Source organism: Oryzicola mucosus (genome assembly GCF_014534685.1).
Taxonomy (GTDB): domain Bacteria; phylum Pseudomonadota; class Alphaproteobacteria; order Rhizobiales; family Rhizobiaceae; genus Oryzicola; species Oryzicola mucosus.
Map to the genome: position 1 here is coordinate 483,153 of NZ_JACVVX010000002.1, position 15,323 is coordinate 498,475.

A 15,323-nucleotide genomic window follows, 5' to 3' on the forward strand; every position below is an offset into this window, starting at 1 on the left:
TGCCGAATCTGGCTTCCGCGCTTTCTACCGCTTGCGCTATGGTCCGGCCAAACAAGCCGGACCCGCAGTCATGACCCAAAAGCCCGTCGACAGCCTCACCGAAAGCGAAGCGGAAGCCGAGCTGGCGCGTCTTGCCGGGGAAATCGCCGCGCATGACGAGCGCTACTACAACGAAGATGCGCCGACCGTCGACGACGCTGAATATGATGCGCTGCGCCGCCGCAACCTCGCCATCGAGCAGCGGTTTCCGGGTTTGGTGCGTGAGGACTCGCCTTCGCGAAAGGTCGGCGCCACTGTTTCGGAGAAATTCGGCAAGGTCACGCATTCCATCCCGATGCTGTCGCTGGACAATGCGTTCGCCGACGAGGACGTGGTGGAATTTGTCGCCCGCATCCGCCGCTTCCTGCGGCTGGCGGCAGACGCCCCACTGCCAATCACTGCCGAACCCAAGATAGACGGCTTGTCGCTGTCGCTGCGCTACGAGCAGGGCAGGCTGGTTTCGGCGGCGACTCGCGGCGACGGCACGACGGGCGAGAACGTCACCGCCAACGCCCGCACCATCGCCGACATTCCCAACGTGCTCTCGGGCGATTATCCCGACATCATCGACGTGCGCGGCGAGGTCTATATGAGCCATGCCGATTTCGCCGAGCTCAATCGGCGCAATGGCGAGGCCGGCAAGCAAATCTTCGCCAATCCCCGCAATGCCGCCGCGGGCTCCCTGCGCCAGTTGGATACGGCCATCACCGCTAGCCGGCCGCTGCGGTTTTTCGCCTATGCCTGGGGCGAGGTGAGCGAGCTGCCCGCCGATACCCAGATGGGCATGGTCGAGGCTTTCGAACGCTATGGGTTCAAGACCAACCCTTTGATGAAGCGGTTCGACGATGTCGAGGGACTGCTGAGCCAGTATCACACCATCGAGGAGAACCGTGCCGGCCTCGGCTACGACATCGATGGCGTGGTCTACAAGGTCGACCGGCTCGACCTGCAGGAGCGCCTCGGTTTCGTGTCGCGCTCGCCGCGCTGGGCGATTGCACATAAATTCGCCGCCGAAAAAGCAATGACGGTGCTGACCGGTATCGACATCCAGGTCGGCCGGACCGGATCGCTGACGCCGGTGGCGCGGCTTGTCCCGGTGACTGTAGGCGGTGTGGTGGTAACCAATGCGACACTGCACAATGAGGACTACATCAAGGGCATCGGCAACAGCGGCCAGCCGATCCGCGAGGGCCGCGACATCCGCGTCGGTGACACGGTGGTGGTGCAGCGCGCCGGCGACGTCATTCCGCAGATCCTCGACGTCATTCTGGAAAAGCGTCCGGCCGACGCCCAGCCCTATCGTTTTCCGACCACCTGTCCGGCCTGCGGCAGCCATGCCGTGCGCGAGGAGGGGGAGGTCGTGCGGCGCTGCACGGGCGGGCTGATCTGCCCGGCGCAGGCGGTCGAGCGGCTGAGGCATTTCGTTTCGCGCAATGCGCTGGACATAGAAGGGCTTGGCGAAAAGCAGATCGAGTTCTTCTTCAACGCCGAGGACCCGGCGCTGCGCATCCGGACGCCGGCCGACATCTTCACGCTGAAAGCGCGTCAGGAACAATCGTTGACCAAGCTCGACAACATTGACGGTTTCGGCGCGGTGTCGGTGCGCAAGCTGTTTGCCGCCATCGACGAGCGCCGTAAGGTCGAGTTCTCGCGCTTCCTGTTTGGGCTCGGCATTCGCCATGTCGGGGAAACCAACGCCAAGCGCCTGGCGCGGCATTTCACCAGCTTCGCCGAGCTGCAGCGTGTCGCGAGCAACGCTCAGATACCCGAAGGCAAGGGCGACAAAGGCAACGCCGAATGGCAGGAACTCAACGGGGTCAACGGCATCGGGGCTATCGTCGCCGAGGCCGTTGTCGAGTTCTTCCGCGAAGGCCACAACCTGGAAGCACTCATAGCGCTGCTCGAGGAGGTGACGCCGCTGGACGAGGAAAAGGTCGGCGCTGTCGATTCGCCTGTCGCGGGCAAGACGGTGGTGTTCACGGGCTCGCTGGAGAAGATGTCGCGCGACGAGGCCAAAGCCATGGCCGAAAAGCTGGGCGCGAAGGTGGCGGGCTCGGTGTCCAAGAAAACCGATCTCGTCGTCGCCGGTCCGGGGGCGGGCTCCAAGCTCAAGCTTGCCAGCGAACTCGGCATCGAAGTCATCGACGAGGACGCCTGGTTCGAAAGGATCGGGCGCACCTGATGCGCCGTGATCGAAATGCTCAATTCGGTTGATCCTTGGCTCAATGAAATTGGCGTGACTGCGCAGGTGCGCTCCCCTACTGATCTCTCCGCATCGGAGAAGAGTGTGTCGTCAGCCACCAATCTGGACGAGTTCATAGCGGGGGCGCGCACCTGCCTTCCGGCAACGGTAGCTTCGGCGCCGTTCGGCTTGCTGTTCGGTGCGCTTGCGATCGAGAACGGCTTTTCGATATTCGAAACCTGCCTGATGAGCCTTACGGTTTTTGCCGGAGCGAGCCAGATGGTCGGGCTCGAACTCTTCGGCCAGAAGGTCGCGCCGTGGCTGATCGTGGTGTCGATTTTTGCCGTCAATTTCCGGCATGTTCTGTATTCGGCATCGCTGGGACGACGGATTTCCCATTGGCCGCTGTGGCAGCAGGCGCTTTCGTTCTTCGTGCTGGCCGATCCACCTTATGCCGAAGCCGAGCGCCGGGCAGAGCAGGGCAAGCGCATCACCTTCGCCTGGTATAGCGGCGTCGGCGCCATGCTCTATGTCTGCTGGCAGATCGAGACGCTGCTGGGGGCGATCTTTGGCAGCCTTCTTCCGAACAAGCAGGCGCTCGGCATCGATTTTCTTTTGCCGATCTATTTTCTCGGCCTCGTCATGGGGTTTCGCAAGCGTCCGCGCTGGCTACCCATCGTGCTGGTCAGCGCGGCAGCGTCGATGCTGGCCTACAGGCTCGTCGGCTCACCATGGCATGTGTCGATCGGCGCGCTTGCCGGCATCGTGCTCGCGGCAGCACTGCCGCTCCAAGAGGCGAAAGACGAAACGCCATGAGCGTCAATGTCTGGATCATCCTCGCAGCGGCCGTTGCGACCTACCTGACCCGCATCGGTGGGCATCTGGTGCTGTCACGCTTCCCACGGATCCATCCGCGCGTGCAGGCCGGCCTCGACGCCGTGCCCGCGGCGGTTCTTACCACGCTCGTGGCGCCCGCAGCATTGACCGCCGGGCCTGCCGAATTCACAGCGCTTCTGGTGGCGGCGCTGGTTGCCTTGCGTTTGGGGCTGATGCCGATGTTCCTGGCCGGCGCCGTCACGCTGATCCTGCTCCGGCAGGTCATGAGTTAAACAACGGGCGCAGTCGCCTTTTCCAGCCAAGACAACGTTTCGCCATCCACCATCGGCCCGATCTCGCGCAAGACGCGGGCGTGATAGGCGTTCAGCCAGTCCAACTCCTCGCGCGTCAACAGATCGGTACGCAGCAGGCGTTGGTCGAACGGAGCAAGCGTCAGCGTCTCGAAGCCGTGCATGGCGATGGCGCCGTCTGCGATCTTTTCGGCTGGTGTCACGAGGATCAGGTTCTCCAGCCGGATGCCGTACTCGCCTTCCTTATAGTAGCCGGGCTCGTTTGAGACGATCATGCCCTCGAGCAGCTTCTCTGTGCCGGTCTTGGCGATGCGCTGCGGTCCTTCATGGACGGCGAGGTAGGAACCGACCCCATGGCCGGTGCCATGGGCATAGTCCAAGCCGTGTTTCCAGAGCGCAATTCGGGCGACCGCATCGATGTCCCGGCCGCGTATGCCGGCGGGAAACCGCAGCATGGACAGGCCCATCATGCCTTTCAGCACCAGGGTGAAGCGCTCGCGCATTTCCTCGCTGGGCGTGCCGATGGCAATGGTGCGGGTGATGTCCGTGGTGCCATCCTGAAATTGTGCGCCCGAATCGAGCAGGAACAGCTCGCCGCCCGACAATGTTCGGCTGGTGGCGCGCGAGACGTGATAGTGGATGATCGCCCCGTTCGGGCCGGCGCCGGAGATGGTATCGAACGACACGTCGCGCAGCGGCATCTGGGTATCCTCACCCGCCTGCTTGCGTACCTCCTCCAGCTTGGTCACCACGGCGATCTCGTCGACGGTGCCGGGTTCCTGCCGGTCAAGCCAGCACAGCAGTCTGGCCACCGCGGCACCGTCGCGGCGGTGGGCGGCACGGGTGCCTTCGATCTCGGCGCGGTTCTTGGTGGCGCGCGGCAGCCGGGCCGGATCACTGGCGAGGACCACGGCGCCGCCGCTGCTTTCGATGACCAGACGCAACTTTTCCGCTGCCAGCGCCGGGTCGAGCGCGATGGTCGCGCCGTTTTGGGCAAGCGTCGAAAGCGTGTCCTCCAACGCGTCGGGTTGGCTGATGTCGGCGAGTTGGGTCAGATAGGCGCGCTCGGTGATGCCGAGCTTGGCTTCGTTCATGAACAGCTGGTGTTTGCCATCGGCAGCCAGAATGGCAAAGCCGAGCGCCAGCGGCGTGTGGGGCACGTCATTGCCACGAATGTTGAAGGCCCAGGCGATGGAAGAGGGATCGGTCAGCACCGCGTGGCTTGCGCCCTGCTTGGAGAGTGTTGCGGCAAGTCTCGCCAGCTTGTCCTTTGCCAATTCGCCTGCGAACTGGATGGGATGGATTTCAACTGCCGCCTTGGGCGCTTCGGGCTGGTCGTTCCATATGGCGTCCACCGCATTGCGTTCGACTGGCACCAAGACGGCGCCGGCCTTCTCGGCGACGGCTTTCAATGCCTTGGCTTCGGCAATCGTATGCAGCCACGGATCGAAGCCCAAACGCGCGTTGGCCGTCAGATTTTTCTCGAGCCATGCCGGCGGCGGGTTTTCGATCAGGCTCTCGATGCCAAACGTGTCGAGGTCGACCTGTGCGCGCACCTGCAACGTATAGCGTCCATCTACGAATATCGCAGCACTTTCGGCCAGCACCACGGCGACGCCGGCCGAACCGGAGAAGCCTGTCAGCCATTTCAGGCGTTCGGCGCGCGCGGGCACGTATTCGCCCTGATGCTCATCTGCGCGAGGCACGACAAACCCGTCCAATCCTTCCGATGCGAACCACTGCCGCAGCCTCGCGACGCGGTCGCGTCCCTTTGAGGGATCGTTGGTGGAGTCGAATGTCTGGAACATGAAACGCGCCTGCTGCTCTCGCAAAGTTGGGCGGACGTTAAAGCATTTCGACCGCGGTTTGAACCGATTCCGTCGTCGTGCAAATGGCTGCAACGTCCCGATGGTGCGATGCAGCATTTCCTTCGCATATGCAAAAAGGTGAGGGATGTCATGCAATCCTGTCACTACTCAATTAGGTCAGTGTAACTTACCTAGTTGTTAGAGAATTGCAGAGTTGGATTTCCTGAAAGGAACACGACAATGGCCAAGAAGACCGGTTTTTTTGCGAACGCTTTTGATGCCCTGGTTACCGCCCGTCAGCGCCAAGCAACTCGTTATGTGAACGGCGTCCTGCTCACGATGGACGACGCCACGCTGAAGCAATATGGCTATGACCGCAAGAACCTCGAAAAGAACGCAGGTTTCGCGGCTTATCTCTAATCAGCCGAACGGCGCTTCATGCGACGCACCTGACCAGGCGCCTCAGCGCTTGAGGTGGATGGTTACCCATCCTTCCTTGTGCAACGTGCGTACGTGCCGGAACCTCTGGCCGTTATAGGCTGCGAGCACGGCATCGCGCTGTCGGTCAAGAATGCCGGACAGGATGATCGAGCCGCCCGGCGTTAGATGTCGGGCCATTTCGGGCGCCAGCCGCATCAGCGGCCGCGCCAGGATGTTGGCGACGATCAGGTCGAACGGCTTGTGCGCGCCGAACAAAGGGTGATGAAACCCCGGCGCGTTTTCCGCCTTCACGAAACGTCCCACATGGTTGAGGCCGGCATTCTCCGCTGCCACCCGCGTTGCGATCGGGTCGATATCGGTCGCCAGAACCGGAATGCGGGCGAGGCGCGCAATGGCGATAGCCAGCACTGCGCTGCCCGTGCCCAGGTCGAGCGCATTGCGCGGGCGCTCGCGCATTACAACGCGCTCCAGCATTTCCAGGCAACCCGCCGTCGTGCCGTGGTGGCCTGTGCCGAAGGCAAGGCCTGCTTCGATCTCGATGGCGATCTGTCCGGCGCGTCGCTTCTGGCGGTCGTGCGCGCCATGCACCAGGAAGCGACCGGCGGCGACCGGCTTCAGCCCCTCCAGCGACTTCGTGACCCAGTCGATATCCGGCAGGACCTCTCGGTCCAGCGCCTGGTCCAGACCCAACCCGTCCATGACCTGGCGCATCTCGGCAGCGATGTCTTCGACCTCGCCGTCGACATAAAGCGACACTTCCTGGATGTCCTGTTCTTCATCGACTTCAAGAATCGCAACGGGCCAGCCGTCCTCCTCGAAGGCGAGATCAAGAGCCGTGAAGGCACGGTGCGCGTCGATGCGTCCGGTCCTGAAGAAGAGGCGGGTCTGGGACATGGTTTTCCGGGCTGAACTGCGTCAGCCCTTTTCGACCAGACGCTTCAGCTTTGCAACGGCGGTGTCGCTGTTTTCCCCGTAGGCGATGGTACCGAAGAAATCGCCCTGACCGTCCAGAAGCAGCACGGAGGCGGTGTGATCCATCGTGTAGTCGTCGCCCTCCAGCGGCACCTTCTTGTAGTAGATCTTGAATGCTTTCGCCATGTCCAGCACCTTGGCGGGCTCGCCTGTAATGCCGGTGATACGGTCGGAAACATTGCCGACGTAATTCTTCAACACCTCGGGCGTGTCGCGCTCGGGATCGACGGACACGAAGTAGGCGCGGATATCCTTGCCCTCGTCACCCATCGACTTCAACCAGCCGTCGAGTTCGAACAGCGTCGTCGGGCAAACCTCAGGACAATGGGTGAACCCGAAGAACACCGCGGTCGGGTGACCGCGGAAGGCGGCTTCGGTGATCGGCTGGCCGCTACCGTCGACCAGCGAGAACGGCTCGCCAAAAGCCGTGGCCTGACCCTCTGAGCGATAGAAATCGAAGGTCAGCCAGCCGACGGCGACAGCCAGGAGCACGAGAATACCGACCAGAATGGAGCGCATTGTAATAAATCCGTTGACTGAAAGCGCGTCAGAAGCACCAGGAAAGACCGGCTTCGACGGTGGAGAGAAAAATAGCCGCGCTGTTTTCCATCCACAGCGCGAAGGCCAAACCGCTCACGGCGGCAAATGCCGCTGTGCCGAGCGCAAGCCAGCCAGCCGTTGCACGCGTGATTGGAGGCCCCTTGATCATAGGGAAGTCATAGCGCGCCGCCGCTTGGCGAAAAAGAGGACATCTTGCCCAATGTGAGGCATTGAAGAACACCATTTCGCGAGCGGGAAGCGCTTGTGGCGGGTTCATTGCCTGGATAGTCTGGTTGGGGATGGAGGCCAAGCCATGTCGTTAGCCAGGCCCAACGGTTATTCCAAGCTCCAGATCAGCCTGCATTGGGCTGTTGTGTTGCTTGTCCTGTTCCAATTCCTCGCCAATGGCGCCATGGGCGACGCCTGGGATGCGGTGCGCGAAGGCGCGCCGGTGCCTCCAGCCGATGTGCTCGGCTCCAATGCCCACGCCGTCGCCGGTATTCTCGTGCTTCTGCTCGCGATCGGTCGAATCTTTCTCCGGCTTGCGCGCGGCGCGCCACCGCCACCCGAAAACGAGGCAGCGCCGCTGCGCATTCTGGCGCGTGCTATACATGGGCTGATCTATCTGCTGCTATTTCTTGTGCCGCTGTCCGGCATGGCCGCCTGGTTCGGAGGCGTGCATGCCGCAATCGGCGTCCACTTGATCGGCAAGACAGTGCTGATGTGGCTTATCTTCCTGCACATCGCCGGAGCCTTGATGCAGCATTTCGTTTTTCGCAGCCCGGTGCTACGCCGCATGATGGTGCCGGACAATAGCTGATTTTGCTTGCAAAGAGAGGGGCAGGCTCCCACCTCTAGCGCCATCAGGCCTTGCAAGGAGACCAGCCTATGCGCGCAGCGTTCGTTCCCATAGCAGCCATGCTGCTGACCGCGGTTTCCGCCGCCTCGGCGCAGGAAGTCGGCGAGGTCGGCGTCGACTGGCTGGGCAACGACATCATCGTCGAGGCGATCAAGGATCCCAAGGTCCAGGGCGTGACCTGCCACGTATCCTATTTCGATCGTGGGGTGATCGACCGGCTGCAGAAGGGCAACTGGTTCGAGAACCCATCCGATTCTTCCATCGCCTGCCGTCAGACCGGGCCGATCACAATCGGCGACATCGACATGGACAAAGAGGGCGAGGAGGTCTTCAAGCAGGGCATCAGCCTTATCTGGAAGGAGCAGGTGGTCAACCGCATCTACGACAAGGCCAACGATACGCTGATCTATCTGTCGCATTCCCGCCAGGTGCAGGATGGCTCGGCCAAGATGTCGCTGACAACGGTGCCGCTTTATGGCCAGCAGGTCGTCTGGACCAACGGCAAGCCACAGTAGCCGCCATATTGCAGACCGGCGCGGGGCGGATTACAGCCGTTTCATGGAAAACGAGCCCGACCTGCGCTTCAAGGATGACGAACCGCGCATCCATCCGACAGCCGAACTTAAGGCTTGCCGGCTGGGCCGTCATGTCGCTGTCGGCGAACGCTGCGTGCTGCGCGAGGTCGTCATCGGCGACTATTCCTATTTCGAGCGCCATGCCGAGGCGATCTACACCACCATCGGCAAATTCTGTTCCATTGCTGCCAATTCGCGCCTCAACGCGCTGGAGCACCCGGTGGAGCGCATTACCACCCATAAGCTGACTTACCGCCCCAACGAATATTTCCGCTATCTCGGCGTCGACGCCGACTTCAAGGCACGCCGGCAAGGCAAGGCGGTCACCATTGGTCATGATGTCTGGATCGGGCATGGCGCGGTCGTCATGCCCGGCGTTACCATCGGCAACGGCGCGATCATCGGCGCCAACGCAGTGGTGACGAAAGAGGTCGACGCTTACACCATCGTTGCGGGTGTTCCCGCCAAACCGATCCGCAGACGTTTTTCACCTGAGATCGCCGCTCGCATTGAAGCAACGATGTGGTGGGACTGGCCACGCGACAAACTCTTTCAGGCCATCCCCGACATGCAGGCGCTGTCCATCGAGGCGTTTCTCGACCGCTGGGCGGAAACCTGAACGCAAAAAGCCCGCGCGATTTCCTGCGCGGGCCGTTTCTGAATGTCGTCGCCTAAAGAGAGAGTTTCTGGTTGGTGCCGGGGTCGGCCTTCTGGCCAGTCACCGCGCTTTTTAACATTTCCCAATTCGCCTTCAGCTTGGACGAATCCCAATATTCCGCAGCGCGCGGATTGAGGATCATCACCACCGCATCCGCTTTCCCATTTTCGAACCAAGGTTCGGCGTCGGCGGTCCAGAGTTCGTCGATATCGCTTGGATCGCTGGAAAGCATGATATCGCCCGATACCGAAATCCATTCGCCATCGTCAGCGAATACGACATTGGCTGCGGGGTCTGCATTTGCCTCGTCGATCTTGTGGGTGTGTCTGGAGGTCAGGAAACGAATAGAACCATCGGGGTTGCCGACATATGGCTTCATCGGACGCGAGCGCAACATGTCCGCATCGCGCGTCACCAGCATCGCCGTGTCGAAATCCTCAAGGTCTTCATAAAACTCTTCGGTGGTTTTTTTATCCATAGTGCGTCCTTCCTGTGGTCGTTGCAGGCAAAACGCATCAGGCGAAGCGGTGTTCCGACAAAAAATGGGGGTCCGAAAATGGGCGCGCAGCCCCTCCCATCTGGCCATAAAACGAGCATGGTCGCGGAGCAGTCAGGGCGCGAAGGCGGACAGATCGAGTTTGGATAGGCCGTTCTCAGCCCTTCTTGAGGAACATGGTCTTGAGCACCAGGCCCTTGACCTTGTCGGTGCGGCCTTCGATCTCATCGGGATTGTCGGTCAGGTGAATTCCCCTGATCACCGTGCCGCGCTTCAGCACAGTTGACGAGCCCTTGACCTTCAGATCCTTGATGACGTGAACGGTGTCGCCCTCTTTCAGGATAGTTCCGTTGCTGTCCTTGACGTCCATAATGCGCCTCTCTGTCGTTGACGCCATGCGCCGGTGATGGAGAGGCCTATAGTCGCCAATGTCGGTAAAGGCAAAGCTTTCGGTAGATGTTCACGCCGCCATGACGAACCCGTCCAGAACGCGTTTCTGACCGGCCTTGTCGAAGTCGATGGTCAGCTTGTTGCCGTCGATAGCCGAGACATAGCCATTGCCGAATTTCTGGTGGAACACGCGGTCGCCGACCGCGAAGCGCGAAGGCTCGTTGGAGACGGATTTCGCGACCAATTCGCCCTCGATGGTCCGGCCCTTGACGCTGGTGCGGCCGGCGCCAAAACCGGAGTCCGTCTCGCCATAGCCGATGCGCTCGACCTGATGACCGGAGCGTGTGCCCCAGTTGCGGTCTGTGGCCTCGGTCTTGTTCTGCTGCGCCCGTTGCCAGCCAGGCGTGGAATAGGTGTTGGAAAACGAGCCGACATTGTCGAAGCGCGAAGCGCCATAGGGGTTTTGCCGCCCGCCATTACCGGAACCGTATCCGCCATAGGAGTTGCTGGCTTCGGTAACCTCAACATGCGCTTCGGGCAGTTCGTCCAGAAAGCGCGACGGGATCGTCGACTGCCACAAGCCATGGATACGGCGGTTGGAGACGAACCAGATATGCAGGTTCCGTTTGGCGCGGGTGACGCCGACATAGGCGAGGCGGCGTTCTTCTTCCAGGCCTGAGCGTCCGCCTTCGTCGAGCGCGCGCTGGTGCGGGAACAGACCCTCTTCCCAACCGGGCAGGAACACGGTTTCGAATTCCAATCCCTTGGCCGAATGCAGCGTCATGATGCTGATGGCGTCGAGCTGATCGTTCTGCTCGGCATCCATGACCAAAGCGACATGTTCCAGGAAGGAGCGCAACGACTCGTAGTCCTCCATGGAGCGAATCAGCTCCTTGAGGTTTTCGAGCCGCCCTGGCGCCTCCGCCGAGCGGTCGTTCTTCCACATGTCGGTATAGCCGGACTCTTCGAGGATCGTCTCGGCCAGCTCGGTATGCGGTGTGGTCTCGAGCGACTTCTGCCAGCGCTCGAAATTGGCCGCGACTTCACGCAGCGCGGCGCGCGGCTTGGGCTTCAGCTCATCGCTTTCGGCGAGCTTTGCTGCCGCCTCCAGCATCGGTACGCCGAGTGCCCGGGCAGTGTCATGTACCTGCCGGATCGTCGCTTCTCCGAGCCCGCGCTTGGGCACATTGACGATGCGCTCGAAGGCAAGATCGTCGGCCGGCTGGGCGACGACGCGGAAAAACGCCATGGCGTCACGGATTTCCTGCCGCTCATAAAAGCGCGGGCCGCCGATGACGCGGTAGTTCAGACCGATCTCGATGAAGCGGTCTTCGAAAGAGCGCATCTGGAACGAGGCGCGGACCAGGATCGCCATGTCGCTGAGATTGTGCTTCTGGCGCTGGAGCTGCTCGATTTCCTCGCCGATGGCGCGCGCTTCCTCGTCCGAATCCCATGCGGCATGGACATTGACCTTGGCGTCGTCGGGGTCGGACCTGTCGGTGAACAGCGTCTTGCCCAGACGGCCTTCATTATGCGCGATGAGATGAGCGGCAGCGCCGAGAATATGCGCGGTCGAGCGGTAGTTGCGTTCGAGCCGAATGACGGTGGCGCCGGGAAAATCTTTCTCGAAGCGCAGGATGTTGTCGACCTCCGCGCCGCGCCAGCCATAGATCGACTGGTCGTCGTCGCCGACGCAGCAGATGTTGACGGCGGCGCCCGCCGGACGCTGGGCCAAAAGCCGCAGCCACATATATTGTGCGGTGTTGGTGTCCTGATACTCATCCACCAGGATGTATTTGAACCGCCGGTGATAGTCCTTCAGGATATCGGGATAAGAGCGGAAGATGCGGATGGGATGCAGCAGAAGGTCGCCGAAGTCGCAGGCATTCAGAGTCAGCAAGCGATCCTGATATGCCTTGTAGAGTTCGCGGCCCTTGCCATTGGCGAAAGCGCGCGCGTCTCCCTCGGGAATTTCGGCGGGGCCGAGGCCCTTGTTCTTCCAGCCGTCGATCATCATGGCGAACTGGCGCGGCGGCCAGCGCTTGTCGTCCAGACCTTCCGCCTGGATGAGCTGCTTGATCAGCCGGATGACGTCGTCAGTGTCGAGAATGGTGAAATCGGAGCGCAGGCCGGCAAGCTCGGCGTGGCGGCGCAGCAGGCGTACGCCGATGGAGTGGAACGTGCCGAGCCACGGCATGCCTTCGACAGCTTCGCCCACCAGCATGCCGATGCGATGCTTCATTTCGCGCGCGGCCTTGTTGGTGAACGTCACGGCCAGGATCTGGCTGGGAAAGGCACGGCCGGTGGCCAGGATATGGGCGATGCGCGTGGTCAGCACGCGGGTCTTACCGGTTCCGGCACCAGCCAGAACCAGCACCGGACCTTCCGTGGTTTCGACCGCAAGGCTTTGTTCGGCGTTCAGGCCGCGAAGGTAATCAGGCGCGGCAGGCTGTTGCCGTGCCGCCATGGCGCGCGCGGCAATGCCGCCTCCTGCGGGCCGGGCCGCAGGAGGCCCGCCGGCTGGGCCGTCGAAGAACGGCATATCGTCGGGAAAATCGGACATTTCAGGGGAATGTAGTGATTCGGCGCCGAAAGGCCAGAAAAAGCCGGATCGAGTTGGCAGGAATGGAGCGGCGCGCCAGCATCGGCATCGGCCGGTGGTGTCTCATTCGGCAGCCAAAACCCTGTTATTTCAGCATTTCAGGCGGTCTAACCGCGTCATCAAACAGACCAGCCGCGTTTCAGGCGCGCCTGCTTGATGATCGCCCGCCAGCGAATCATCTCCAGCGGGATGGGCGCCTTGCGGGCGCTGAGTGCGAAGATTTCATTGTTCAGGTTTTTCAGCGACCGCCAGAAGTCGTAGTCGGTCACCCGCGAATCGCCCGCCAATCTGCGCGCCTCCGTCTCGATATCGGTTTTCGAGCTCATGCGCAGCGCGCCGTTTCCCGAAAGAGCGTGGCTCATTTACCTATCCATATACGATACGATACCAAGTGTTTCGCAGGCATTTTAGGATGCCGTTTACGGCTTGTTAAGGATAAGATCGGCTCCTCCAGTGGCATTTCAAAGATAGCGAGACTTCCCCGCAACAGTGCCATCACTGAGAGATTGTCGGGCGTCCACTCTTCGGCGGGCGCCCCGCCTTCGTCAGGATGATCTCCTGGGAATTCCGACCGCGCGACCGATGCGGTCCGGCTTCGGCAGAACGGCATGGGCATTCTGCATGGCTGCGATCTTGCCCAGAATGTCGGCGGGAAAGGGCGACACTTTGGGCCCGCTGGTGTGGACATGCAGCGTCAAGCTTTCCGATGTCGCCGCAAGCCATCCGTCGGCATGACGCAGTTCCTGATAGACATGGAGGCGCTTGGCATCGTGGTCGATGACCTGGTTCCACACGACGACCGGGGCGCCGCGATGCAGTTCCCTGACGTAGCAGACATGGACTTCGGCGGCGTATGTCGTGCCGCCGCGCTTTTCGCGGTAGGTTTCGCCGAGACCGAGCGCTTCGAACAAATAGTCCACGCTGCGGTCGAACAGGACATGGTAGTAGGCCATGTTGAGGTGCCCGTTATAATCGATCCATGCGTCTTCGACCGTCATGGCTGGGGAGATGTAGGGGGCGGGCAGGGCAGTCATCTCTTCTCCGGCGGGCTGGACAAAACGTCGACGGTGCGAGATTACCCTGCGGTAAAAGCTCCGCAAGGCGGAACGGACAGGGAGGCGAGGGATCATGGCGCTCAAGGACCTCAAGGTCATGCAACGCAACGAGGCGGGCATCGCCACCGTGCTGGGGATATTCAAGCAGCGCTTCGGCGAACGCTTCCAGACCGGGCAATCGATCCGCGAACAGCACGGCCACACCACCACCTATCTGCCGAATCAACTCCCCGACGGCGTCGCCTTCGTCGAGACGACAGAGGAAGTGCAGGAAATCGTCCGCGCCTGTGCCGAACATCGCGTGCCGGTCATCGCGTTCGGCACCGGAACGTCGCTCGAGGGCCACGTCAACGCGCCGGCCGGCGGCATTTCGATCGATACCAGTCGCATGGACAAGGTGCTTTCCGTCAATGCCGAGGACCTCGACTGCACGGTACAGGCAGGCGTCACCCGCGAGGCGCTGAACACGCATCTGCGCGACACCGGGCTGTTTTTTCCCATCGATCCCGGCGCCAATGCCAGTCTGGGTGGCATGACGTCGACCCGCGCCTCCGGCACCAATGCGGTGCGCTACGGAACCATGCGCGAGAACGTCCTGTCGCTTAAGGCTGTGATGGCCGACGGCGAGATCGTCACCACGGCGAGCCGGGCGCGCAAAAGTTCGTCCGGCTATGACCTGACGCGCTTGCTCGTCGGCTCCGAAGGCACGCTGGGGGTTATCACTGAGATCACCTTGCGGCTGCAGGGCATTCCGCAGGCGATTTCGGGCGGCGTGTGCCCGTTCCCGAGCGTCGAGGCGGCCTGCAACGCCGTCATCATGACCATCCAGATGGGCATTCCGGTGGCCCGTATCGAACTGGTCAACGCCTTGCAGATGAAGGCGATGAAGATCTATTCGAACCTCGACTATCCCGAAAGCCCCTGCCTGTTCGTCGAGTTTCACGGCAGCGAGGCTGGCGTGGCCGAGCAGGCCGAAAGCTTTGGCGAGATCGCCAGCGAGTTCGGCGGCGGGCCGTTCCTCTGGACCACGGTTGCTGAAGAACGGGCCAAACTGTGGAAGGCGCGGCATGAGGCTTATTGGGCTTCGCAGAGCCTGCGGCCGGGCGCGCGCGCGCTTTCTACAGACGCCTGCGTGCCAATCTCGCGGCTTGCCGAATGCATCGGCGAGACAGAGGCTGACATTGCCCAGGCGGGTCTGGTCGCGCCCATCGTCGGCCATGTCGGCGACGGCAATTTCCATGTTCTGGTGCTGATGGATCCGAACGATCCTACTGAGATCGCCAAGGCCGAGGCTTTCGTGACACGGCTTGCGGAGCGCGCGATTGCAATGGACGGTACCTGCACCGGCGAGCACGGCATCGGGCAAGGCAAGGTTGCATTCATGGAGCGCGAGCATGGCCACGGCGTGGCTTTGATGCGCACCATCAAGCAGGCGCTCGACCCGCTCGACATCATGAACCCGGGCAAAATGCTGCCCCTGTGACCGGCCGAGGGTAGCGACAGGTTCAATTGCCACTTTATCGACACGCATCTTGCTCTAAAGTGCGGGTGTGCCCCGACTCTCCGGTTTGTCAACGAG

The 15,323-nt window shown here is 61.7% G+C and carries 17 protein-coding genes; 8 read left to right on the plus strand and 9 right to left on the minus strand.

Features of this window, described 5'->3' with window-relative positions:
* Positions 1-70: 70 nt before the first annotated feature.
* The 3 genes from ligA (at position 71) to ICI42_RS08715 (ending at position 3,330) form a co-directional block, all read left to right on the plus strand.
* Positions 71-2,221 carry an NAD-dependent DNA ligase LigA gene (ligA, locus tag ICI42_RS08705; protein WP_188164158.1) on the plus strand — a complete coding sequence of 717 codons (2,151 nt, stop codon included), beginning with the start codon at positions 71-73 and terminating at the stop codon, positions 2,219-2,221.
* A gap of 105 nt (positions 2,222-2,326) precedes the next feature.
* A complete protein-coding gene (locus ICI42_RS08710; RefSeq protein ID WP_330999133.1) occupies positions 2,327-3,037 on the plus strand; it encodes an AzlC family ABC transporter permease in 711 nt (236 codons plus the stop codon).
* A complete protein-coding gene (locus ICI42_RS08715; RefSeq protein WP_188164160.1) occupies positions 3,034-3,330 on the plus strand; it encodes an AzlD family protein in 297 nt (98 codons plus the stop codon). Before ICI42_RS08710 ends, ICI42_RS08715 begins: the two co-directional genes overlap by 4 nt.
* On the opposite strand, the gene ICI42_RS08720 is transcribed toward ICI42_RS08715, so the two are convergent.
* A complete protein-coding gene (locus ICI42_RS08720; RefSeq protein WP_188164161.1) occupies positions 3,327-5,156 on the minus strand; it encodes an aminopeptidase P family protein in 1,830 nt (609 codons plus the stop codon). The genes ICI42_RS08715 and ICI42_RS08720 overlap by 4 nt on opposite strands.
* 240 nt (positions 5,157-5,396) lie before the next feature.
* On the opposite strand from ICI42_RS08720, the gene ICI42_RS08725 reads away from it, so the two are divergent.
* Complete coding sequence (locus ICI42_RS08725) at positions 5,397-5,576, plus strand: hypothetical protein (RefSeq protein WP_188164162.1); 180 nt, start codon at positions 5,397-5,399, stop codon at positions 5,574-5,576.
* 42 nt (positions 5,577-5,618) lie between these two features.
* On the opposite strand, the gene ICI42_RS08730 is transcribed toward ICI42_RS08725, so the two are convergent.
* The 3 genes from ICI42_RS08730 to ICI42_RS08740 are packed head-to-tail and all read right to left on the minus strand — an operon-like array spanning position 5,619 to position 7,419.
* Positions 5,619-6,491, minus strand: coding sequence for a 50S ribosomal protein L11 methyltransferase (locus tag ICI42_RS08730; protein ID WP_188164163.1), 873 nt, complete (start codon positions 6,489-6,491; stop codon positions 5,619-5,621).
* A 21-nt stretch (positions 6,492-6,512) separates the two neighbouring features.
* The gene (locus tag ICI42_RS08735) at positions 6,513-7,088 is read right to left on the minus strand and encodes an SCO family protein (protein WP_188164164.1); all 576 of its coding nucleotides are present in this window, start codon (positions 7,086-7,088) and stop codon (positions 6,513-6,515) included.
* 28 nt (positions 7,089-7,116) lie between these two features.
* On the minus strand, positions 7,117-7,419 hold the full coding sequence (locus ICI42_RS08740) for a hypothetical protein (protein ID WP_188164498.1): 303 nt from the start codon (positions 7,417-7,419) through the stop codon (positions 7,117-7,119).
* Positions 7,420-7,422: 3 nt separating this feature from the next.
* On the opposite strand from ICI42_RS08740, the gene ICI42_RS08745 reads away from it, so the two are divergent.
* The 3 genes from ICI42_RS08745 to ICI42_RS08755 all read left to right on the plus strand — a co-directional run bounded on the left by ICI42_RS08745 (position 7,423) and on the right by ICI42_RS08755 (position 9,162).
* Positions 7,423-7,929, plus strand: coding sequence for a cytochrome b (locus tag ICI42_RS08745; protein WP_188164165.1), 507 nt, complete (start codon positions 7,423-7,425; stop codon positions 7,927-7,929).
* Positions 7,930-7,997: 68 nt separating this feature from the next.
* Complete coding sequence (locus tag ICI42_RS08750; RefSeq protein WP_188164166.1) at positions 7,998-8,483, plus strand: CreA family protein; 486 nt, start codon at positions 7,998-8,000, stop codon at positions 8,481-8,483.
* 43 nt (positions 8,484-8,526) lie between these two features.
* Positions 8,527-9,162, plus strand: coding sequence for a DapH/DapD/GlmU-related protein (locus tag ICI42_RS08755; RefSeq protein ID WP_188164167.1), 636 nt, complete (start codon positions 8,527-8,529; stop codon positions 9,160-9,162).
* 52 nt (positions 9,163-9,214) lie between these two features.
* On the opposite strand, the gene ICI42_RS08760 is transcribed toward ICI42_RS08755, so the two are convergent.
* The 5 genes from ICI42_RS08760 to ICI42_RS08780 form a co-directional block, all read right to left on the minus strand.
* Positions 9,215-9,787, minus strand: a complete 573-nt coding sequence (locus ICI42_RS08760) for a pyridoxamine 5'-phosphate oxidase family protein (RefSeq protein ID WP_188164168.1) — start codon at positions 9,785-9,787, stop codon at positions 9,215-9,217.
* A gap of 67 nt (positions 9,788-9,854) precedes the next feature.
* On the minus strand, positions 9,855-10,067 hold the full coding sequence (locus ICI42_RS08765) for an alkylphosphonate utilization protein (protein ID WP_188164169.1): 213 nt from the start codon (positions 10,065-10,067) through the stop codon (positions 9,855-9,857).
* A 90-nt stretch (positions 10,068-10,157) separates the two neighbouring features.
* Positions 10,158-12,650 carry an ATP-dependent helicase gene (locus ICI42_RS08770; RefSeq protein ID WP_188164170.1) on the minus strand — a complete coding sequence of 831 codons (2,493 nt, stop codon included), beginning with the start codon at positions 12,648-12,650 and terminating at the stop codon, positions 10,158-10,160.
* 158 nt (positions 12,651-12,808) lie between these two features.
* A complete protein-coding gene (locus ICI42_RS08775; RefSeq protein ID WP_230980227.1) occupies positions 12,809-13,051 on the minus strand; it encodes a hypothetical protein in 243 nt (80 codons plus the stop codon).
* 183 nt (positions 13,052-13,234) lie between these two features.
* Positions 13,235-13,723, minus strand: coding sequence for a thioesterase family protein (locus ICI42_RS08780; protein ID WP_230980228.1), 489 nt, complete (start codon positions 13,721-13,723; stop codon positions 13,235-13,237).
* A gap of 94 nt (positions 13,724-13,817) precedes the next feature.
* On the opposite strand from ICI42_RS08780, the gene ICI42_RS08785 reads away from it, so the two are divergent.
* A complete protein-coding gene (locus tag ICI42_RS08785; RefSeq protein WP_188164171.1) occupies positions 13,818-15,227 on the plus strand; it encodes an FAD-binding oxidoreductase in 1,410 nt (469 codons plus the stop codon).
* Positions 15,228-15,323 lie beyond the last annotated feature (96 nt).